Source organism: Actinomadura geliboluensis, assembly GCF_005889745.1.
Lineage (GTDB): Bacteria > Actinomycetota > Actinomycetes > Streptosporangiales > Streptosporangiaceae > Spirillospora > Spirillospora geliboluensis.
This window is the reverse complement of the sequence record NZ_VCKZ01000172.1, coordinates 1-17,770: the sequence shown is the minus strand read 5'-3', so window position 1 is coordinate 17,770 and position 17,770 is coordinate 1. Positions and strand designations below refer to the sequence as shown.

The 17,770-nt window shown below is 72.9% G+C and carries 23 protein-coding genes and 1 tRNA gene; 20 read left to right on the top strand and 4 right to left on the bottom strand.

Annotated elements, in window-relative coordinates:
- Positions 1-57: 57 nt before the first annotated feature.
- Positions 58-396: a hydrogenase maturation nickel metallochaperone HypA/HybF gene (locus ETD96_RS22685; RefSeq protein WP_138638483.1), complete on the bottom strand. Its 339-nt coding sequence runs from the start codon at positions 394-396 to the stop codon at positions 58-60.
- A gap of 193 nt (positions 397-589) precedes the next feature.
- Between ETD96_RS22685 and ETD96_RS22680 the strand changes: the two genes are divergently transcribed.
- The 18 genes from ETD96_RS22680 to ETD96_RS22600 all read left to right on the top strand — a co-directional run bounded on the left by ETD96_RS22680 (position 590) and on the right by ETD96_RS22600 (position 12,673).
- Positions 590-1,666 carry an NADH-quinone oxidoreductase subunit B family protein gene (locus ETD96_RS22680; protein WP_138638482.1) on the top strand — a complete coding sequence of 359 codons (1,077 nt, stop codon included), beginning with the start codon at positions 590-592 and terminating at the stop codon, positions 1,664-1,666.
- 103 nt (positions 1,667-1,769) lie between these two features.
- A complete protein-coding gene (locus ETD96_RS22675) occupies positions 1,770-3,554 on the top strand; it encodes a nickel-dependent hydrogenase large subunit (RefSeq protein WP_240808034.1) in 1,785 nt (594 codons plus the stop codon).
- On the top strand, positions 3,551-4,036 hold the full coding sequence (locus tag ETD96_RS22670) for a hypothetical protein (RefSeq protein ID WP_138638480.1): 486 nt from the start codon (positions 3,551-3,553) through the stop codon (positions 4,034-4,036). Before ETD96_RS22675 ends, ETD96_RS22670 begins: the two co-directional genes overlap by 4 nt.
- Entirely contained in the window at positions 4,033-4,653 is a 621-nt protein-coding gene (locus ETD96_RS22665) for a DUF5947 family protein (RefSeq protein WP_138638479.1), read from the top strand. The genes ETD96_RS22670 and ETD96_RS22665 overlap by 4 nt, the downstream gene beginning before the upstream one ends.
- A gap of 20 nt (positions 4,654-4,673) precedes the next feature.
- Positions 4,674-4,853 carry a hypothetical protein gene (locus ETD96_RS22660; RefSeq protein WP_240808032.1) on the top strand — a complete coding sequence of 60 codons (180 nt, stop codon included), beginning with the start codon at positions 4,674-4,676 and terminating at the stop codon, positions 4,851-4,853.
- The gene (locus ETD96_RS22655) at positions 4,850-5,533 is read left to right on the top strand and encodes a DUF6084 family protein (RefSeq protein WP_138638477.1); all 684 of its coding nucleotides are present in this window, start codon (positions 4,850-4,852) and stop codon (positions 5,531-5,533) included. Before ETD96_RS22660 ends, ETD96_RS22655 begins: the two co-directional genes overlap by 4 nt.
- Positions 5,521-6,495: a hypothetical protein gene (locus tag ETD96_RS22650; protein WP_138638476.1), complete on the top strand. Its 975-nt coding sequence runs from the start codon at positions 5,521-5,523 to the stop codon at positions 6,493-6,495. Before ETD96_RS22655 ends, ETD96_RS22650 begins: the two co-directional genes overlap by 13 nt.
- Complete coding sequence (locus tag ETD96_RS22645; protein WP_240808030.1) at positions 6,492-7,274, top strand: hydrogenase maturation protease; 783 nt, start codon at positions 6,492-6,494, stop codon at positions 7,272-7,274. The genes ETD96_RS22650 and ETD96_RS22645 overlap by 4 nt, the downstream gene beginning before the upstream one ends.
- Entirely contained in the window at positions 7,271-7,402 is a 132-nt protein-coding gene (locus tag ETD96_RS47645; RefSeq protein WP_274704635.1) for a hypothetical protein, read from the top strand. Before ETD96_RS22645 ends, ETD96_RS47645 begins: the two co-directional genes overlap by 4 nt.
- 32 nt (positions 7,403-7,434) lie before the next feature.
- Positions 7,435-7,956 (top strand): DUF892 family protein, encoded by a 522-nt coding sequence (locus ETD96_RS22640; protein ID WP_138638475.1) that lies wholly within the window; start codon positions 7,435-7,437, stop codon positions 7,954-7,956.
- Positions 7,953-8,549, top strand: coding sequence for a D-sedoheptulose-7-phosphate isomerase (locus ETD96_RS22635; RefSeq protein WP_138638474.1), 597 nt, complete (start codon positions 7,953-7,955; stop codon positions 8,547-8,549). Before ETD96_RS22640 ends, ETD96_RS22635 begins: the two co-directional genes overlap by 4 nt.
- Complete coding sequence (locus ETD96_RS22630; protein WP_138638473.1) at positions 8,546-8,752, top strand: HypC/HybG/HupF family hydrogenase formation chaperone; 207 nt, start codon at positions 8,546-8,548, stop codon at positions 8,750-8,752. The genes ETD96_RS22635 and ETD96_RS22630 overlap by 4 nt, the downstream gene beginning before the upstream one ends.
- A 5-nt stretch (positions 8,753-8,757) precedes the next feature.
- A complete protein-coding gene (locus ETD96_RS22625) occupies positions 8,758-9,411 on the top strand; it encodes a D-sedoheptulose-7-phosphate isomerase (RefSeq protein ID WP_138638485.1) in 654 nt (217 codons plus the stop codon).
- Complete coding sequence (locus ETD96_RS22620) at positions 9,411-9,680, top strand: HypC/HybG/HupF family hydrogenase formation chaperone (protein ID WP_138638472.1); 270 nt, start codon at positions 9,411-9,413, stop codon at positions 9,678-9,680. The genes ETD96_RS22625 and ETD96_RS22620 overlap by 1 nt, the downstream gene beginning before the upstream one ends.
- Positions 9,680-10,804 (top strand): hydrogenase formation protein HypD, encoded by a 1,125-nt coding sequence (hypD, locus tag ETD96_RS22615; RefSeq protein WP_138638471.1) that lies wholly within the window; start codon positions 9,680-9,682, stop codon positions 10,802-10,804. Before ETD96_RS22620 ends, hypD begins: the two co-directional genes overlap by 1 nt.
- A complete protein-coding gene (gene hypE / locus ETD96_RS22610) occupies positions 10,801-11,868 on the top strand; it encodes a hydrogenase expression/formation protein HypE (RefSeq protein ID WP_138638470.1) in 1,068 nt (355 codons plus the stop codon). The genes hypD and hypE overlap by 4 nt, the downstream gene beginning before the upstream one ends.
- Before the next feature lie 166 nt (positions 11,869-12,034).
- Positions 12,035-12,541 (top strand): DUF1269 domain-containing protein, encoded by a 507-nt coding sequence (locus ETD96_RS22605; RefSeq protein WP_138638469.1) that lies wholly within the window; start codon positions 12,035-12,037, stop codon positions 12,539-12,541.
- Between the two features lie 60 nt (positions 12,542-12,601).
- A tRNA-Met gene (locus tag ETD96_RS22600) sits at positions 12,602-12,673 on the top strand.
- Between the two features lie 80 nt (positions 12,674-12,753).
- On the opposite strand, the gene ETD96_RS22595 is transcribed toward ETD96_RS22600, so the two are convergent.
- The 3 genes from ETD96_RS22595 to ETD96_RS22585 form a co-directional block, all read right to left on the bottom strand.
- The gene (locus ETD96_RS22595) at positions 12,754-13,335 is read right to left on the bottom strand and encodes a TetR/AcrR family transcriptional regulator (RefSeq protein WP_171069179.1); all 582 of its coding nucleotides are present in this window, start codon (positions 13,333-13,335) and stop codon (positions 12,754-12,756) included.
- Complete coding sequence (locus ETD96_RS22590) at positions 13,322-14,752, bottom strand: FAD-dependent oxidoreductase (RefSeq protein ID WP_171069178.1); 1,431 nt, start codon at positions 14,750-14,752, stop codon at positions 13,322-13,324. The genes ETD96_RS22595 and ETD96_RS22590 overlap by 14 nt, the downstream gene beginning before the upstream one ends.
- A gap of 96 nt (positions 14,753-14,848) precedes the next feature.
- The gene (locus ETD96_RS22585) at positions 14,849-15,829 is read right to left on the bottom strand and encodes a zinc-binding dehydrogenase (RefSeq protein ID WP_138638466.1); all 981 of its coding nucleotides are present in this window, start codon (positions 15,827-15,829) and stop codon (positions 14,849-14,851) included.
- 112 nt (positions 15,830-15,941) lie between these two features.
- Between ETD96_RS22585 and ETD96_RS22580 the strand changes: the two genes are divergently transcribed.
- Both ETD96_RS22580 and ETD96_RS22575 read left to right on the top strand, forming a co-directional pair.
- Entirely contained in the window at positions 15,942-16,544 is a 603-nt protein-coding gene (locus tag ETD96_RS22580; RefSeq protein WP_138638465.1) for a DUF6461 domain-containing protein, read from the top strand.
- Positions 16,545-16,606: 62 nt separating this feature from the next.
- Positions 16,607-17,506, top strand: coding sequence for a transposase (locus tag ETD96_RS22575; RefSeq protein WP_138638484.1), 900 nt, complete (start codon positions 16,607-16,609; stop codon positions 17,504-17,506).
- Positions 17,507-17,770 lie beyond the last annotated feature (264 nt).

Here is a 17,770-nt window from a genome sequence, read left to right as displayed (position 1 = left end):
GGCGGCGGGAGGGTCGTCAGGCGCGCGTCCCCCGGAGCGGCGTCGCAGCCGCAGGTCTCACACATCGTCGGCGACCTCCACCGCTTTGATCGTCAGGTCGGCGCCCCCGCTGACCGTCACGTCGGCGCTGCCGCAGGGGCACACGGCGAGCGGCGCGCGCGCTGGGAAGGTGAGCCCGCAGGACGCGCAGTCGCCCACCCCGTCCGGTTCGGTGATGTCGAGCCGGGCGCCCTCCACGCAGGTCCCCTCCCCGGCGAGCGCGAAGCAGAACCGCACCGCGTCCGGCATGACTCCGGAAAGTCTCCCAATTTCGAGGTGGACCACCACCACCCGCGAATCGGGCAATTGCGTAGTTATTGCCGCGATAACGCTCTCCGTGACGGCCAGTTCGTGCACGCGTCCTCCGTCCCGTCCGGGCCCCCGGAACCGTTGCGGGAGCGCTGTTGCGGTGCCCCCGATCTTCCCTCGTCAAACGGTGTGTTGACCGAATTCGGGACCGCTGTTTAACGGCTCTTCGGGCGGTGTTTCGGGCCCATCCGGCAGGGCAGGCCCGAACTGGTGATGATCACTGCGGGGGAAGGGAGCCGTGATGGCGAGCACCGCGCCGGAACAGGCCGCGCCGGGACCGCCGACGTCGCAGCCGCCGACGGAGGAGATCCACATCCTGTGGACGTCCGAGGGCATGAGCTGCGACGGGGACACGGTCTCGGTCACCGCCGCCACGCTGCCGAGCATCGAGGACGTGCTGCTCGGCGCGATCCCCGGCCTCCCCAAGGTGCACCTGCACAACAAGGTGCTCGCCTACGAGACCGGCGACGCGTTCGTGGAGGCCTTCCGGCAGGCCGCGCGCGGTGAGCTGGACCCGTTCATCCTCGTCGTCGAGGGGTCGGTCCCGAACGAGAACATCAACGGCGACGGCTACTGGACGTCGATGGGCAACGACCCGGAGACCGGCGAGCCCGTCACGCTGAACGAGTGGATCGACCGGCTGGCGCCGAAGGCGTGGGCCGTCGTCGCGGCCGGCACCTGCGCCACCTACGGCGGCATCCACGCCATGGCGGGCAACCCGACCGGCTGCATGGGCCTCGCCGACTACCTCGGCTGGGACTTCCGCTCCGCGGGCGGCCTGCCGATCGTGAACGTGCCCGGCTGCCCCGTCCAGCCGGACAACTTCATGGAGACCCTGCTGTGGGTGCTGCACCAGGCGGCCGGGCAGGCGCCGGTCATCCCGCTGGACGACAAGCTCCGCCCGACGTGGCTGTTCGGCAAGACCGTCCACGAGGGCTGCGACCGCGCCGCCTACTACGAGCAGGCCGACTTCGCCTTCGACTACAACTCGCCGAAGTGCCAGGTGAAGATCGGGTGCTGGGGCCCGGTGGTGAACTGCAACGTCACCAAGCGCGGCTGGATGGACGGCGTCGGCGGCTGCCCCAACGTCGGCGGGATCTGCATCGGCTGCACGATGCCCGGCTTCCCGGACAAGTTCATGCCGTTCATGGACGAGCCGCCCGGCGGCAACCTGTCCACGACGCTGCTGAAGACCTACGGGCCGTTCATCCGGACGATGCGGTCGATCACCAACCGGAGCGCCAACGAGGAACCGCGGTGGCGCCACAACCGCGACCGCCTGACCAGCGGCTACCAGCCCCGCTGGCCGCGCACCTGACCCATACGCCGAACCGTCACCGCAGAGCCGTCACCGCAGAGAGTCGTCACCGAAAGGCCGCGCCGATGAGACAGGGCACTCACCGATGAAGCAGGGCACCAGCGTGCGAAGCGACCGGTCCCCGGGGCAGGGGGGCCTCGTCGAGGTCGCGTTCGACCCGATCACCCGGATCATCGGCAACCTCGGCATCTACACCAAGATCGACTTCGCGAACCGGGAGGTGGCCGAGTGCCGGAGCACCTCGTCCATCTTCCGCGGCTACAGCGTGTTCATGAAGGGCAAGGACCCGCGCGACGCCCACTTCATCACCAGCCGCATCTGCGGCATCTGCGGTGACAACCACGCGACCTGCTCGGTCTACGCGCAGAACATGGCGTACGGGATCAAGCCGCCGCCCCTCGCCGACTACATCATCAACCTCGGCGAGGCCGCCGAGTTCATGTTCGACCACACGCTGTTCCAGGACAACCTCGTGTTCGTCGACTTCTGCGAGCGGATGGTCGCCGAGACGAACCCGGGCCTCCTCGCGACGGCCAGGACGACCGAGGCGCCGCGCGGCTCCGTGCACGGCTTCAAGACGATCGCCGACATCATGGCGGCGTTCAACCCGTTCGAGGGGTCGGTCTACAAGCAGGCCCTCGAACTCAGCCGGATCACCCGCGAGATGTGCTGCCTGATGGAGGGGCGGCACGTCCACCCGTCCACCCTGTACCCGGGCGGGGTGGGGACGGTCGCGACGCCGCAGGTGTTCACCGACTACCTCGTCCGGCTGACGCGCTGCCTGGACTTCGTCAAGCGGTCCGTCGCGATGAACGACGACATCTTCGACTTCTTCCTGGAGGCGCTGCCCGGCTACGACCAGGTGGGGCGGCGCCGGACGCTGCTCGGCTGCTGGGGCGCGTTCCAGAACCCCGACGTCTGCGACTACGACTACCGGCACATGTCCGAATGGGGCCGGGCCGCGTACGTCACGCCCGGCATCGTGATCGACGGCCAGCTCCTCACCACCGACCTGGTCGACATCAACCTCGGCATGCGGATCCTCCTCGGCAGCTCGTACTACGACGACTGGGCGAACGAGGAGACGTTCGTCAAGCAGGACCCGCTCGGCAACCCCATCGACCAGCGGTACCCGTGGAACCAGACGACGCTGCCGCACCCGCAGAAGCGCGACCTGGACGGCGGCAAGTACAGCTGGGTGATGAGCCCGTGCTGGCTGCATCCGGTGACCGAGGAGCACCTCGCGCTCGACACCGGCGGCGGGCCGCTCGCCCGGCTGTGGACGACCGCGCTGGCCGGGCTGGTGGACACGCCGTACGTCCGGTCCACGGGGCGCAGCGTGCAGATCGACCTGCCGAAGACGCCGGGCATGCCCGAGGTCAACCTGGAGTGGACGCCGCCGCCGTTCGCCAACACGATCGAGCGCGACCGGGCCCGCGCCTACTTCGTCGCCTACGCGGCCGGGATGGCGCTGTACTTCGCCGAGAAGGCCCTCGACGAGGTGCGGGCGGGCCGCACGAAGGTGTTCACCGACTTCGAGGTGCCGGACGAGGCGATCGGCGTCGGGTTCCACGAGGCGGTGCGGGGCGTGCTGTCGCACCACCTCGTCATCCGCGACCACAAGATCGCGAATTACCAGCCGTACCCGCCGACGCCGTGGAACGCCAGCCCGCGCGACTCCCACGGCACGCCCGGCCCGTACGAGGACGCCGTGCAGGGCCAGCCGATCTTCGAGGAGAACGGGCCGGACGACTTCAAGGGCATCGACATCATGCGGACCGTCCGCAGCTTCGACCCGTGCCTGCCGTGCGGCGTCCACATGTACCTCGGCGGCGGCCGGACGATCGAGAAGCGCCATTCCCCGATGTTCGGTGCGCAGGAACGATGAGCTGGGACGACGAGCGCGTACGCGAGCACGTCCAGCGCCTGGAGGGGCTGCTGGAACGGCTCGACCCGGCCGCGGCGGACACCGTCCACGCGCTGGTGGAGCTGTACGGGGAGGCGCTCGACCGGGTCATGCGGCTCGCGGGCGACACCGGCGCCCTCATCGAGGACGAGCTGATCCGCCACCTGCTGCTCGTCCACGGCCTGCACCCGGAGACCGCGGAGGCGCGGGTGCGGCGGGCGCTCGGCGCGCTGGAGACCTTCCTCGCCAAGCACCGCACGTCCGCCGAGTTCGGCGGCATCGAGGACGGCGCGCTGCGGCTGGCGGTCGCCGCCGAGGGCCGGGCCGCGCCGCCCCGTCCCGTGCTGGACGCGGTCGAGCGGGCCGTCCGCGCGGCGGCGCCGGAGTTGGACCGCGTCGACATCGCGGCGCCCGCCCCCGAACCGGTGCTGATCACCCTCGACCAGGTGCGGAGCCGCGCATGACCGCCGCCCTGTCCACGCCCCGGCTCGCCGCGCTGGCCCGCCGGGAGCCGCGCCCTCCGGCGGCCGCCGCCGCCGAGCGGTGCGAGCTGTGCGGCGAGCCGCTGCCGGACGTCCACCGGCACCTCCTCGACCTGGGGACGGGCGACCCGCTGTGCGCGTGCGGGGCCTGCACCGTGCTGTTCGCCGACCACGCGGCGGGCGGGCGCCACTACCGGCTCGTCCCGGACGAGCGCCGCCGGCTGGCCGGCTTCCACCTGGACGGCCCGCTCTGGGCCGCCCTCGGCGTCCCGGTCGACCTGGCGTTCTTCACCGCCGCCGCGTCGGGCGAGGTCACCGCCCGCTACCCGAGCCCGGCGGGCGCGCTGCACGCGCCCGTGCACGCCGCGAGCTGGGAGCGCCTGACCCGCGCGAACCCCGTGCTGGCGGACCTGCGCCCGGACGTGGAGGCGCTCGTCGTCCACCGGGCGCTGGGCGCCGCCGAGCACTGGATCCTCCCGGTCGACGACTGCTTCCGGCTCACCGCCCTGCTGCGCGCGCACTGGACGGGCTTCACCGGCGGCGACGCCGTCCGGCACCGCATCCGCACGTTCTTCGAGGAGTTGGAGGGGGACAGATGATCAGGTTGGGGAGACCCGACGTGAAACCCGACACGCCGTCGCACACGCGGGGCGTCCGCGAGGGGAACGCCGCGGGGAACTACGAGAAGCAGCCGGGCCACCTGCCCGACGGCACCTCGAACCAGCGCCGCTCCACGGGGATCAACGCGAAGCACCGCGAGCCGATCCTGGACTCGATGCCGAATTTGTCTCCAGCATGAGCGAGGGGAATGGGGCGCCGGAGCTGGGGCTCGAGCTGCTGGGGGTCGAGGCGGAGGCGTTCGCGGCGACGCCGACGCTGAACCTGCGGATCGGGCTGCGGCGGCTGGACGGCGGGCCCGTGCAGTGCGTCCTGCTGACCACGACGGTGACGATCGCGGCGGCGCGGCGGGAGTACGGAGACGCCGAGCAGGAGCGGCTCACCGGCGTGTTCGGCACGCCGGACATGTGGGAGAGGTCGCTGCGCGGGCTGACGTGGGCGCGGGTCGGCGCGACGGTGCCGACGTTCCGCGGGGAGACGGAGGTGACGCTGTCGCTGCCGTGCGGGCATGACATGCAGGTCGCGGCCGACCGCTACCTGCACGCGCTCGACGACGGCGACGTCCCCCTCGACCTCACGTTCAACGGCACGGTGTTCTACCCGGGCGAGGACGGGAAGCTGCGCACCGGGCAGATCCCGTGGCACCACGAGGCGACGGGCGTGCTGCCCGTCCAGGCGTGGCGTGACCTGATGGACCGCTACTACGGCGGCGCCCGCTGGCTCCGCCTGGACGACGCGTGCTTCGGCCGGCTGGCCGCCTACCGGGCGCGCCGCGCGCACTCCTCGTTCGACGACACGGTCGACGAGCTGCTGCGGCAGGCGGAGGCGGCGCGCGAAGGGGAGGAAGAGTGGACCGTGTGAGGGCGGTCGCGGACACGGTCCTCTACGAGGGATACCTGCTGTGGCCGTACCGGCGGTCGGCGCTGAAGAACCAGCGGCGCTGGACGATCGGCGGCGTCTACCCGCGCCGCTACGCCGAACGCAACGACGACCACTGGACGGTGCGCGCCGAGTTCGTCCTGGACCCCGGCGGCGAGACCGACGTCGAGGTCGCGTTGCGGTTCCTGCACGAGGTGCACCGCCAGGTCATGGACGGCGACACCCCCGTGGACGAGCTCAGCCGGGGCGTGGAGACGTACACGACCTGGCAGGAGGCCCGCGAACGCGAGTTCACCGGAGGCCGCGTCCCGCTGGAGCGCCTGCTGGGCGGGCCGGTGCGGATCCCGGTCGAGGTGCCGCCGGGCGCCGAGGACGAGGAGATCGGCGGCGGTGCCCGCTTCACGCGGTCGTGGGGGCGGGTGACCGGCTGGGTCGACGTCTCGGCCGTGCCGGTGGAGGACGGCGCCGTGCGGGTCCGGGTCGAGGTCGTCAACGGCGGGGACGCCGCCGAGCACGGCGACGCGGTCCGGGCCGGGATGCTGTCCGCCCATGTCGTGGCGCGTGCGGGCGGCGGCGGGGCGTTCGCCTCGTGCACCGACCCGCCGGAGCGGCTCGCCGCCGCCGTCGCGGGGTGCGCGAGCGAGGGGCTGTGGCCGGTGCTGGCGGGGGAGCCGGGCGGGTTCGACACGGTGCTGGCGGCGCCGATCGTCCTCTACGACTGGCCGCAGGTCGCGCCGGAGAGCCCCGGCGACCTGTTCGACGGGACGGAGATCGACCGGCTCCTCATCCTCAGCGTGCTCGGCCTCACCGAGGACGAGCGCCGGGAGATGGCGGCGACCGACCCGAAGGCGCGGCGGATCCTGGAGCGGTGCGGCGCGCTGTCGTCCGACGAGCTGCTCGTCCTGCACGGCACCATGCGCGATCCCCGCAGGGACGTGTGGTGAACGCGCGGGCGGTCGTCGGCGGGCGGGAGCTGACCGCGGGGAGCCGGGTGCGGCTGCGGCCGCGGGGCGGCGCCGACATCTTCGACCTCGCGCTGCTCGGCCGCACCGCGACCGTCGAGCGGGTCGAGGAGGACATGGAGGGCGGCCTGCACCTGGTCGTCGCGGTCGACGACGACCCCGGCCGGGACCTCGGCGCCCGCGACCAGCTCGGCCACCGGTTCTTCGTCGGGCTGGACGAGGTGGAGCCGCTGCCGCAGGACGCCGCGGCCCGCAGGGTCCTCGTCGCCGGGATCGGGAACGTGTTCCACGGCGACGACGGGTTCGGGGTGGAGGTCGTCCGGCGGCTGGCGGAGCGGCCGGTGCCGGCCGGCGTGACCGTCACCGACTTCGGCATCCGCGGCATCGACCTGATGTACGCGCTCGGCGACGGCTACCGGACGGCGGTCCTGGTCGACGCGGCGGCCCGCGGCGAGGAGCCCGGCACCGTCTCGCTCATCGAGCCGGAGCCCGGCTCCGACGACTTCGGCGGCGCCGCGGTCGACGCGCACGGGCTCGACCCGGCGCGGGTGCTGCGGCTGGCCCGCGGCAGCGGACCGGTGCCGCCGCGGATCCTGCTGGTCGCGTGCGAGCCGTCGGCGCAGACCACGGACGCGACCTGGGACATGGAGCTCAGCGCGCCGGTCCGCGCGGCCGTCGGCGAGGCCGTCCGGCTGGTCGAGCGGCTGCTCGTGAGGGAACTGGAGACGCACACGGACACAGAGGGGGGATCTGTGGCATGAGGAAGGGAATCCACATCGGGCCCGGCGTGGTCCGGCTGACGGTCGCGCTGCTCGCGCTCACCGCGGTCGCCGCGGCGGTCAGGGAGGTGCCCGCGATCCGCAGGTACATCAAGGCCGAGTCGATGTGACCGCGCCGCTGACACGGGATCGGACACGGGCCATGACGACCATCGACCGGCAGCTCGTCGGGTACCTGAAGGACGCGCACGCGCTGCAGGAGCATGTCGAGGCCACGCTGAGCGAGCTGCTCACCACGGTGGCGGCGGAGCCGGACGTCTGCCGGCGCCTCGGCCGCTACGCCGAGCGGACGCGGACGCACACCCGCGAGATCGAGGCGCGGCTGCGGGCGCACGGGTCCGCGCCGTCCATCGTCCGAGACGCGGGGCAGCTGTTCGCGTCCGTGCTGGAGGCCGGGCTGGGGCGCACCCGCCGGGACCAGGCCGGCCGCCACGTCCGGGACGCCTACGTCGCCGCGCACCTGCAGATCGCGTCCGCCGAGATGCTGCGCCGCGTCGCCGAGCGCGCCGGGGACGCCGAGACGGCGCGGGTCGCGACGGCGCTGTGCGACGACGCGCACGCGATGTCGGCGGAGCTGTCGGAGCGCTGGGACCTCGCCGTGGAGCTGTCGCTGCGCCAGCACGGCCTCCGCGACGTCCCGCCGCCGCCGGGCGGTGGCGGATGAGCGGCACGGCGGCGGAGGTGTTCGCGCGGCGCGCCGCGCCGGGCGCGGCGCTCGCGGGCGAGGCCGGCGCGATCGCCGCCGCGTGCCACGCGATGGCGGCGCGGTTCCACCGCGGCGGGCGGCTGCTCGCGTTCGGCGCGGGCGGCGCCGCCACCGACGCCCAGCACGTCGCGGTCGAGTTCGTCCACCCGGTGATCGTGGGGAAGCGGGCGCTGCCCGCGCTGTCGCTCACCGGCGACGTCGCGACGCTCACCGGGATCTGCGCCGGGCCGGGGTTCGACGACGCGTTCGCGCACCAGGTCCGCTGCTTCGGCGGGCCCGGCGACATCGCGTTCGGGATCTCGCCGGACGGCCGGTGCGGCAGCGTCCTGCGCGCCATGGAGGCCGCGCGCGGCCTCGGGATGCTGACGGTCGCGCTCGCGGGCGGCGACGGCGGGGCGCTGCCCGGAGCCGTCGACCACCTGGTGACCGTGCCGTCCACCGACCCGCGCGTGGTCAAGGAAGTGCACGTCACCGCTTACCACCTGCTTTGGGAGCTGGTCCACGTGTTCTTGGAGCAGCCGGGCGTGCTCGGCGAGGAGGTGCTCGCGTGACCGGATGCGAGGAAGACGGCCACTGCACGACCTGCGCGGACGAGGCGCGCCCAGCCACTGTCCTCCGGCTTGTCGACGGCGATTTCGCCGACGTCGACACCGGGAGCGGGGGGATCGAGCGGATCAGCGTGGCCCTGGTGGACGCCGCCGCCGGCGACACCGTGCTCGTCCACGCCAAGGAGGCGATCGGGGTCGTGACGTGACCGAGATGCTCTACCCGTTCCTGTACGCGGGCGGCTCCGGGCTGGACACGCTGCTGGAGGACGTCCGGCGCTCGACGGCCGACAAGGCCAACGAGATCGTCCGGCTCCGGGAGGCCGTCCTGGCCGAGTACGCCGACGAGCTCGCCGCCTGCGCCGCGCGGATGGCGGCCGCGTTCCGCGCGGGCGGCCGGCTGTTCGCGTTCGGCAACGGCGGCAGCGCCACGGACGCGCAGGACGTCGCCGCGCTGTTCCTCAACCCGGGCGGGGCGGCGCGCCCGCTGCCCGCGCTCGCGCTGACCAACGACACCGCCGCCATCACCGCGCTGTCCAACGACATCGGGTTCGAGGTGGTGTTCGCGCGGCAGCTCGCCGCGTTCGGGCGGCCGGGCGACATCGCGGTGGCGCTGTCCACGAGCGGCGACTCCGACAACCTCGTCGCCGCGCTGCGGGAGGCGGCGCGGCGCGGCATGACGGCGGTCGGGCTCGCCGGCTGCGGCGGCGGGCGGATGGCGGAGACGCCGGGCCTGCACCACCTGTTCGTGGTGCCGTCGTCGTCGGTGCACCGGATCCAGGAGGCGCAGACGACCGTCTACCACGCGCTGTGGGAGCTGACGCAGTCCGAACTGGCCCGGTCCGAGACCACAGGGGAGGCAGGCTGATGTGCCTGGCGATACCGGGCGAGATCATGGCGGTCGGGACGGACCGGCCGGTGGCGGAGGTCGACGTCAGCGGCGTCCGCCGGTCGGTCGACATCGGCCTGCTGGACGGGGAGCGGCTCGCCGCGGGCGACTGGGTCCTCATCCATGTCGGCTTCGCCATGTCCAAGATCGACGAGGCGGAGGCGCGGGCGACGCTGGAGCTGCTCCAGGGCCTCGGCGCCGCCTACGACGACGAGATCGACGCGCTGCGGGAATCGGAGATCGGCTGATGCGCTTCGTCGACGAGTACCGGGACGCGGGGAGGGCGCGGGCGCTCGCCGCCTCGATCGCCTCCCTGTGCGAGCCCGGCCGGCACTACAAGTTCATGGAGGTGTGCGGCGGCCACACGCACACCATCTACAAGCACGGCGTCGAGGACTACCTGCCGGAGAGCGTCTCCCTCGTGCACGGGCCGGGCTGCCCGGTGTGCGTGATCCCGATGGGGCGGGTGGACGACGCCGTCCACATCGCGTCCCGGCCCGGCGTGATCCTGGCGACGTTCGGCGACATGATGCGCGTGCCCGGCGGGGGCGGCTCGTTCCTCGACGCGAAGGCCGCGGGCGCCGACATCCGGATGGTGTACTCGCCGCTGGACGCCCTGAAGCTCGCCGAGCGCAACCCGTCCCGCCGGGTCGTGTTCATGGGGATCGGGTTCGAGACGACCGCGCCGTCCACGGCGATGACCGTGCTGCGCGCGGCGGCGGCCGGGATCACCAACTTCTCGGTGTTCTGCAACCACGTGACGATCCTCCCGGCGATCAAGGCGATCCTGGACTCGCCGGACCTGCGCCTGGACGGCTTCCTCGGCCCCGGCCACGTCTCGACGGTCATCGGCTGCCGGCCCTACGCGTTCATCCCCGGCGACTACGGCAAGCCGCTGGTCGTCGCCGGTTTCGAGCCGCTGGACCTGCTGCAGTCGGTGCGCATGCTGCTGACCCAGCTCGCGGAGGGCCGCGCCGAGGTCGAGAACCAGTACGGCCGGGTCGTCCCGTGGGAGGGCAACCCGAAGGCGCTGGACGCCATCGCCCGCACGATGGAGATGCGCCCGTACTTCGAGTGGCGCGGCCTCGGGTTCATCTCGCACTCCGCGCTGCGCCTGCGGGACGAGTACGCCGCGTTCGACGCCGAGCGCGTCTTCGACATCCCGGGCGGCCGGGTCGCGGACCCGAAGGCGTGCCAGTGCGGCGAGGTGCTCAAGGGCGTCCTGAAACCGTGGGAGTGCAAGGTCTTCGGGACGGCCTGCACCCCGGAGACGCCGATCGGCACCTGCATGGTGTCGTCCGAGGGCGCCTGCGCCGCCTACTACAACTTCGGCCGGTTCACCCGGGAACGCGTCAAGGAGGCCACCCGATGACGATCCGCGAGGAGCAGGTCCTCGAACGCATCGCGCGGGCGCGCGGCCGGCGGGCCCGCCTGCGCGAGGACGCGATCACGCTCGCGCACGGATCCGGCGGCAAGGCCACCCGCACCCTGGTCGACGCGGTGTTCAAGGAGGCGTTCGGCAATCCGCTGCTCGACCGCCTGGACGACTCGGCGCGCTTCGCCGTCAACGGCGCCGACCTGGCCTTCACCACCGACTCCTACGTGGTGTCGCCGCTGTTCTTCCCCGGCGGTGACATCGGCGACCTCGCCGTCAACGGCACGGTCAACGACCTCGCCGTCGCCGGCGCGACCCCGCTGCACCTGTCCGCCGGGTTCATCCTCGAAGAGGGCTTCCCGGTGGCGTCGCTGCGCCGCATCACCGCGTCGATGAGCGCCGCCGCCGACGCCGCGGGCGTCGACATCGTCGCGGGCGACACCAAGGTGGTCGAGCGCGGCAAGGCCGACGGCTGCTACATCAACACCGCCGGGGTGGGCGTCGTCCACTCCCCGCCCACGGGCGAGCTCCGGCCCGGCGACGCCGTCCTGGTCACCGGCCCGATCGGCGAGCACGGCGTCACGGTCATGCTGGCGCGCGGCGACCTCGACATCGAGGCCGACCTCGCCTCCGACACCGCGCCGCTGAACTGCCTGCTCGCCGACCTGTCCGCCCGCTGCCGGGGCACCGTCCGCCGGATGCGGGACGCGACGCGCGGCGGGGTGGCGACCGTCCTCAACGAGCTGGCGGCGGACGCGGGCCTCGCCGTGGTCGTGGACGAGGACGCGATCCCCGTCCACCCGGCCGTCCGGGGCGCCTGCGAACTCCTCGGCATCGACCCGCTGTACGTCGCGTGCGAGGGCCGGGCCGTCGTCGTGGTGGCGCCCGGCGCGGCGGATGCGGCGCTGGCCTCGCTGCACGCCCACCCGCTGGGCGCGGACGCCGCCGTCATCGGCCACGTCCGGGACGACCCGCCCGGCACCGTCCTGCTGAAGACGGCCTTCGGCGGCACCCGCATCATCGACCTTCTGGTGGGCGATCCGCTGCCGCGCATCTGCTGATCCCGGGGCCGCGACGGTGCCGCGACGGTGCCGCGGCGGTGCCGTGCGGCACGGTCAAAGGCTCCACTGGAATCGGGCATCTTTCTACTACCGGTGTATTGCCGGGCATTGGGGTGGGCATCGTCCCGGAACGCTCAGGCGTCACATCCTTGGGGGGAACACTTCAATGAGCGATCTCATCGCCATCGCCTATCCGGACCTCGACCGTGCCATCGAGGTCCGCGACCGGCTCATCGACATGCAGCGGCAGAACGTGATCGCGCTCGCGGACGCCGCCGTCGTCGAGAAGCGCCTCGACGGCAAGATCAAGCTGCACCAGATCCACAACACCACCGGCCGGGGCGCGGCCTGGGGGACCGTCTGGGGCGGCCTGCTCGGCATGCTGTTCTTCGCCCCGCTGATCGGCGCGGCGGTCGGCGCCGCCGCCGGTGCCGCGGGCGGCGCCGCGTCGGACGTCGGCGTGGACGACTCGTTCATGCGCGAACTCGGCGCGAAGCTGCAGCCCGGCGGCGCCGCGCTGTTCCTCCTCGTCACCAAGGTGACGCCGGACAAGGTCATCCCGCAGGTCGCCCAGTACGGCGGTGAGATCCTGCAGACCTCGCTCAGCGCGGACGCCGAGCAGCACCTGCGCGAGGCCGTCGAGGCCGACGCCCGCGTCCACGCCACCACCTGACCCGGGCGCGAAAAACCATTGGCTCCGCCCCGCACCGGCCTTTTACCATCGAAAGGCCGGTGCGGGGTAGTGCAACGGGAGCATGCAGGTCTCATAAGCCTGGTGATGCGGGTTCGAATCCCGCCCCCGCCTCTAGTGAAAGGCGCGCCCGAATGGTCGGGCGCGCCTTTCGTCATGCCTTTTCGCCGTGCCTTTTCGCTACGGCGGCGGGCCTAGGTCGCCGCCGGGCTTCCGTAACGGGCCAGCAGAGCCCGCACGGCGGTGCGGATCGGCTCGCCCGGCGACTCCGGGACGCCGGTGGTCAGGGCGGTGAACAGAATGCCCAGGACGCTCATCTCCAGGAGCATGGCGTCGTCCGGGCTGACCTCCATCCCGGCGGCATGGCACTGCCGGACGATGAGATCGGCGCGGGCGCGCAGAGCGTCCGTCAGCATCCGCCGCAGCCGCGGGTTGCGGGTGCTCTCCAGATGCAGCTCGAACAGGGCCAGCGGGTCGTGGCCCCCCTCGGCCAGCATCAGGGTCAGCACGGCGACCAGCGCCTCCTCCAGGTCCGCGGGCGAGATCGGCCGGACGGTGTGGGCGGCCACCCGGTCCCCGAGCCGGTCGGTGATCCGCTCGATGACCTCGTCGAGGAGCGCGTCGCGGGTGCGGAAGTAGCGCGAGGCGGTCCCGGCCGGGACGCCGGCGCCGGCGTCGACGGCCCGGTGGGTGAGCCCGCGCGACCCCTGCTCGGCCAGCACGGCGATGGCCGCGTCCGCGAGCCGGGCGCGTCGCTGCGGGTTAGGCGGTGGCACGGTGCCCCTCCAGATCGGTGCGGTCGGCCGGACCGCACCATTCCACCAGAGCCGCCTCGACGCCGGCGCGGTCGCCGGCCCAGGCCACGTACCCGTCCGGGCGGACCAGCGTCGCCGCCGGCCCGGTCGCGTCCTCCGGCCTGGCCTGCCGCACGCGGTCCCGCCAGTGGACGGGCACGGCCTCGTCCGACAGCAGGACGAACCGCCCCGCGCGCAGCACCTCGTACAGGCGGCCCACGTCCGTGCGGCGGTCGGGGGCGCGGCGCCCGGCCAGCGGGTGGGCGCCGGGCCCGCCGGGCGGATAGGCGAACTCCAGCCCCGACAGCCTGCCGAGGATGCGGCGGCGGCCCGCGCCGGTGCGCAGCAGGGCCGCCATGATCCGCCGGTTGGCCGCCAGCCGCACCCGCGACCCGCTCAGCACGAGCCCGGTGAGGTGGTCGGTCATGGCGAGGACGGCGGAGCCGACGGGATGCCGCTCCGCGTGGTAGGTGCCGAGCAGCCCGGGCGGAGCCCAGCCGCGCAGGTCGGCGGCGAGCTTCCAGCCCAGGTTGGCGGCGTCCTGGATGCCGGTGTTCATGCCCTGCCCGCCGATCGGCGAATTCACGTGGGCGGCGTCCCCGGCCAGGAAGACGCGCCCCGCCCGGTAGTCGCGGGCCTGCCGGCGCTCGGCGGCGAAACGCGAGAACCAGCGCGGCTCGCTCATGCCGTAGTCGGTGCCGGCGATCTGCCGGAACGCCGTACGGATCCGGTCGAAATCGGCGTCCTCCCGGTCTTCGCGCAGCCACGCGCCGACCCGGTACCAGCCGTCCCCGAACGGGAGGGTCACCACCACGCCCTGCGGCCCGACCTGCGTGATCGGCGGCGGCTCGGAGCCGGGGACGCGGACGTCGGCCAGCAGCATGGGCAGGCTGTAGGCCGCGCCGGCGAAGCCCACGCCCACCAGCCCGCGGACGGTGCTGTGGGCGCCGTCCGCGCCGATGACGTACCGGGCGTCCAGCGCGGTCCCGTCCGCGAGCGTGAGCCGTACGGACTCGGCGTCCTGGGCCAGACCGGTGACCTCCGCGCCGCGGCGGACCTCGACGCCCAGTTCGGCGGCGCGCCGCCGCAGGACCTTCTCGGTGCCGTTCTGGGGCACGATCAGCAGCATCGGATACCGCGTGTCGAGCCGGCCGAAGTCCACGCGCGAGGCGTAGGCGGGGTACACCGTCCTGAGCGGGTTGCCCAGCGCCACCAGTTCGTCGCCCATGCCGCGGGCGTCGAGCAGTTCCAGGGCGCGGGCGTGCAGGCCGAAGGCCCGGGTGACGCCGGACTCACCGCCGCGCTTGTCCACGACCACGCAGGACACGCCCGCCAGGGCCAGCTCGCAGGCGGCCATCAGCCCGGTGGGCCCGGCCCCCACGATGACGACGTCGTCCATGGCGCCCTCCATTCGCTACAGATGTATCGCTACATTTATAGCGAATGAGGGGTGCCGACGCACCCCACGGCATGGGGGCCGGGTGCTCCGCTCCGCTCAGCGGGCCCGCTCGGCGTCCACGACCAGCAGAGACTTGCCGACCGTGGCGCGCTCGGCCAGCGCGCGGTGCGCGTCCGCCGCCCGCTCCAGCGGATACGTGGCCCGGATCACCGGCTTCAGCCGCCCCTCCTCGGCCAGCTCAAGCACTCGGCCCAGCAGTTCGCGCACGGTCGCCTCGTCCGGCGGCCCGTCCATCAGCGGAGCGAGCACCCGCACGCCACGGCGCTTGGCCACGTCCTTGTCCGGGTCGGTGAAACCCTCCGCAGTGCCATACGTGACGAACCGCCCGCCATCGGCCACGGCGTCGAACGCGGCCAACCCCAGCGGCCCGCCCGCACCGTCGTAGGCGAGCGCGACCCCGCCCCCGGTCGCCTCGCGCACACGCTCGACCCAGTCCGCCCGCGTGTAGTCGACGACGACCTCCGCCCCGAGCTCGCGCGCGAGCTCCAGCTTGGCCTCACTCGACGCGGCCGCCACCACCCGCGCGCCCGCGTCGACGGCGAGCTGCACCAGCAGCGACCCGGCCCCGCCGGCCGCCGCCGACACCAGCACCCATTCCCCCTGCGCGGGCGCGCCCAGCCGCGCCAGGCTGAGCGCCGTCACACCGTCGTGGACGAGCGCCGCCGCCGTCCCGGCCGCCAGCCCGCCGGGAACCGGCATGATCTCGCCCTCCCCGGCGACGACCTGCTCGGCGTACCCGGTCCCGGTCCGCACGACCACCCGCCGCCCGATCCACGCCGGATCGACGCCGTCGCCCGTCCGCAGCACCTCGCCCGCTCCACCGCCGCCCGGCACGTAGGGGAGCGTCCGGGGGAAGAAGTCCTGCCCCCAGCCCCCGCGCAGGAGGGTGTCGAGGAAGATGACGTCCGCCACGGCCATGCCGACGACGACCTGCCCCGGCCCCGGCACCGGCTCGGGCACCTCCGCGACGCCGAGCACCTCCGGCCCACCGAACTCCTTCACCTGGATCGCCCGCATGGCCGCCCCCTTCGCTTCCGAAACTGTTCGACCCCACTCTCCAACCTCAACCAATCTTGAGGTCAAGGCGGCGCTAGGGTCGTGCGGGCGCCGACCCCCGAAGGAGACGATCATGGCCGGCCCGTCACCGGAGCAGATCCAGCACTACGTGCGCGTGCTCGACCACCTGAGCCGCCTCCCACCGGACCCCGGCGCGTCGGAGAACCTGTCCTGGACGGTCGTCCGCGGACCGGGAATGACCGTCCACGAGGCGGTACGCCGCCTGAACGGCGCCCCGGCCACCCTCACCGCACACCGCCCGGCCGCCGACGACTACGACCCCGACGACGCGCTCTTCCTGGAACAACGCGGCGACGCGGTCGTCATCGTCTCCTACGGCACCGCCACCGCCGAACTGGACGCACTCCAGCCCCTGAGCCGAGGCGCCACGCTGCACTCGGTCTTCTGGCTGATCAACAACTTCAGCCGCCTCTACTACCTGGCCGACGGCGAGCTGATCACCGAACTGGACCCGCTCGACCCGCAGAACCCATCGGGCACCACCCCGCACGCGTTGACCGACCACCTGGACGCCCTCCGCACCCTCCGCGCCCACCCCGGCCCCGGCCCGGACTGGGAAACGGCGATGGCCACCCTCGAATCCTTGACCGGCGAAAGACTGGACGCCGACTGGTTCACCCACCCCCAAACCTTCGCCGAGGCCAACCGCCGCTAGATCGTTGATGGGGATTTAGTGAACCGGCCGCGGGCATGGCGAAGGGCGCCCATGATCAGTGTGTGAAAACAAACCTGGACGCCCTTCTGACCGCACTCTATGTCCATCTGGACGACCATGTCCTGCGCTCGGCCGACCGGCCCCGCAGACGCGGTCCCGACCGTGTGCTCAATGACGCCGAGCTGGTCTGTGTCGCCGTCGCCCAGGTGCTGCTCGGGTGTGATTCCGAGCGCCGGTGGCTGCGAAGTGCCCGCGGCAGGATCGGACACCTGTTCCCGCGCCTGCCCGGCCAGGCGCAGTACAACCGGCACCTGCGCGATGCGGCCCCGGCCCTGTTGGCCGCATCGATGTGGCTGGTCCGCCACGTCCCGTCCTGGCACGACCGGCTGCGGCTGATGGACGGCACCCCGCTGCGCTGCGGTGCCTCGCGCACCACCGTTCACCGCTCGGCACTGGGCGAGATCGCCGGCTGCGGCATGGACAAATCGCACCACGCCTTCTACTGGGGCGCCAAGCTGATGCTGATCACCACCGCCGAGGGCGCGGTGTGCGCCTTCAGCCTGGCCCACCCCAAAGAACTGGACGAACGCGAACAGGCCGTGCACCTGCTGCACGTCCGGCAGGCCGCGCCGGGACCGTGCCCGATCGTGTGCGACAGGGGATTCGCCGGAGCCGGGGTGGAAAGGGCCGCCGCCGACCTGGGCCATGTCCTGATCCGCCCCGTCCGCGACGACGAGCCCGAACCCGCCGTGAAAGTGTTCCCGGCCTGGCTGCGCCAGCGCATCGAAGCGGTGATCTGGACACTGAAGAACCAACTCGGACTGGAACGCCACGCCGCCCGCACCACCGAGGGCCTGTGGACCCGCCTATGCCAGCGCATCTGCGCCCTCAACGCCGCGATCTGGCACAACTGGCTCATCAACGCCCCGACCAAGCGATCACTGATCGCCTACGACCACTAACCCGACCTCTCGAAAACCCCCATCACCGATCTAGGCCCTTTTTCAGGGTTGATCAGAGCCATTCGTTGACGGCGTCGAGGTAAACGGTGGGGTAGCGGACGGCGAGCTTGGCGAACCGGGTGGCGACCGCGCGATGACGGTCGGGTAGCCGGGTCACGTTGCCATGACCCGGCCCCCTCAGAACCGGGCATGCCTGTTTCCAGGCACCACGGCTCAAGCAAGCCCAAAGGCTTCACAGGATCCGCTGGTCGCTCTTTCTGTTAT

What these genes read in the sequence shown, in the direction of transcription:
- ETD96_RS22655 (WP_138638477.1), top strand. Translation starts at nt 4,850, where the DNA reads ATGAGCGAGGGGAATGGGGCGCCGGAGCTGGGGCTCGAGCTGCTGGGG.
- ETD96_RS47645 (WP_274704635.1), top strand. Translation starts at nt 7,271, where the DNA reads ATGAGGAAGGGAATCCACATCGGGCCCGGCGTGGTCCGGCTGACGGTC.
- hypE (WP_138638470.1), top strand. Translation starts at nt 10,801, where the DNA reads ATGACGATCCGCGAGGAGCAGGTCCTCGAACGCATCGCGCGGGCGCGC.
- ETD96_RS22680 (WP_138638482.1), top strand. Translation starts at nt 590, where the DNA reads ATGGCGAGCACCGCGCCGGAACAGGCCGCGCCGGGACCGCCGACGTCG.
- ETD96_RS22605 (WP_138638469.1), top strand. Translation starts at nt 12,035, where the DNA reads ATGAGCGATCTCATCGCCATCGCCTATCCGGACCTCGACCGTGCCATC.
- ETD96_RS22580 (WP_138638465.1), top strand. Translation starts at nt 15,942, where the DNA reads ATGGCCGGCCCGTCACCGGAGCAGATCCAGCACTACGTGCGCGTGCTC.
- ETD96_RS22670 (WP_138638480.1), top strand. Translation starts at nt 3,551, where the DNA reads ATGAGCTGGGACGACGAGCGCGTACGCGAGCACGTCCAGCGCCTGGAG.
- ETD96_RS22590 (WP_171069178.1), bottom strand. Translation starts at nt 14,752, where the DNA reads ATGGACGACGTCGTCATCGTGGGGGCCGGGCCCACCGGGCTGATGGCC.
- ETD96_RS22585 (WP_138638466.1), bottom strand. Translation starts at nt 15,829, where the DNA reads ATGCGGGCGATCCAGGTGAAGGAGTTCGGTGGGCCGGAGGTGCTCGGC.
- ETD96_RS22635 (WP_138638474.1), top strand. Translation starts at nt 7,953, where the DNA reads ATGAGCGGCACGGCGGCGGAGGTGTTCGCGCGGCGCGCCGCGCCGGGC.
- hypD (WP_138638471.1), top strand. Translation starts at nt 9,680, where the DNA reads ATGCGCTTCGTCGACGAGTACCGGGACGCGGGGAGGGCGCGGGCGCTC.
- ETD96_RS22665 (WP_138638479.1), top strand. Translation starts at nt 4,033, where the DNA reads ATGACCGCCGCCCTGTCCACGCCCCGGCTCGCCGCGCTGGCCCGCCGG.
- ETD96_RS22625 (WP_138638485.1), top strand. Translation starts at nt 8,758, where the DNA reads ATGCTCTACCCGTTCCTGTACGCGGGCGGCTCCGGGCTGGACACGCTG.
- ETD96_RS22620 (WP_138638472.1), top strand. Translation starts at nt 9,411, where the DNA reads ATGTGCCTGGCGATACCGGGCGAGATCATGGCGGTCGGGACGGACCGG.
- ETD96_RS22640 (WP_138638475.1), top strand. Translation starts at nt 7,435, where the DNA reads ATGACGACCATCGACCGGCAGCTCGTCGGGTACCTGAAGGACGCGCAC.